Annotated in this window: 2 tRNA genes and 2 rRNA genes; all 4 read right to left on the bottom strand. The window is 51.9% G+C overall.

The features are described from left to right. Positions 1-442: ribosomal RNA gene (locus ACVKSX_RS23700) — 23S ribosomal RNA — on the bottom strand; the annotation flags it as partial. A gap of 209 nt (positions 443-651) precedes the next feature. Next, positions 652-727: transfer RNA gene (locus tag ACVKSX_RS23695), tRNA-Ala, on the bottom strand. Positions 728-869: 142 nt separating this feature from the next. Next, positions 870-946, bottom strand: a tRNA-Ile gene (locus tag ACVKSX_RS23690). A gap of 73 nt (positions 947-1,019) precedes the next feature. Beyond that, positions 1,020-1,069 (bottom strand): 16S ribosomal RNA (locus tag ACVKSX_RS23685); the annotation flags it as partial.

The raw sequence follows: 1,069 nt of genomic DNA, 5'->3' as shown, positions 1-1,069 counted from the left end.
TCAGTCAGGAGTATTTAGCCTTGGAGGATGGTCCCCCCATATTCAGACAGGATACCACGTGTCCCGCCTTACTCATCGAGCTCACAGCATGTGTGCTTTTGTGTACGGGAGTATCACCCTGTACCCTGCGACTTTCCAGACGCTTCCACTAACACACAAACTGATTCAGGCTCTGGGCTGCTCCCCGTTCGCTCGCCGCTACTGGGGGAATCTCGGTTGATTTCTTTTCCTCGGGGTACTTAGATGTTTCAGTTCCCCCGGTTCGCCTTGCAGCACTATGTATTCATGCTGCAATGATGCACAGAGTGCACCGGGTTTCCCCATTCGGACATCGACGGCTGTAGCGGTTCATATCACCTTACCGTCGCTTTACGCAGATTAGCACGTCCTTCATCGCCTCTGACTGCCTGGGCATCCACCGTGTACGCTTAGTCGCTTAACCTCACAACCCACAGGCGTTTTTCAACGCTGCGAATTGCAAGCATTTGAGAGACTCGAACGCATCGCCTTGTCATTCCTTATTACGGAGGAATGACGCGCTGCGTCGTTTCAATTTTCAGCTTGTTCCGGATTGTTAAAGAGCATAATACGTCGCAGCACACCGTCGCCGGTATGCTCTGAGGTATTTCAGAAAAAAACAGATAAACGGTATGGTGGAGCTAAGCGGGATCGAACCGCTGACCTCCTGCGTGCAAGGCAGGCGCTCTCCCAGCTGAGCTATAGCCCCATACAGTTACTGCAGAGACCACTACTACCACTCAACCGAGTACACTTCGTGAGAAATGTAATTCGTGCTCAGGCAAGGCATGTTTCCGCGAAGCATAGTGAACTATGCGAGCCGGAGACATAACGCAGCGTGAGTGCGAATTTGGTAGGCCTGAGTGGACTTGAACCACCGACCTCACCCTTATCAGGGGTGCGCTCTAACCACCTGAGCTACAAGCCTGTAGAGGTTTTTTCTGCTCGTTACTTTTTATCAGACAATCTGTGTGGACACTGCGCGGGAAGGTATCTTCAGGTAAGGAGGTGATCCAACCGCAGGTTCCCCTACGGTTACCTTGTTACGACT

The sequence above is a fragment of the Pantoea sp. PvP021 genome (genome assembly GCF_054056055.1).
Note: the sequence above shows the minus strand (reverse complement) of the source record. Positions and strands in the feature narration are given on the sequence as shown.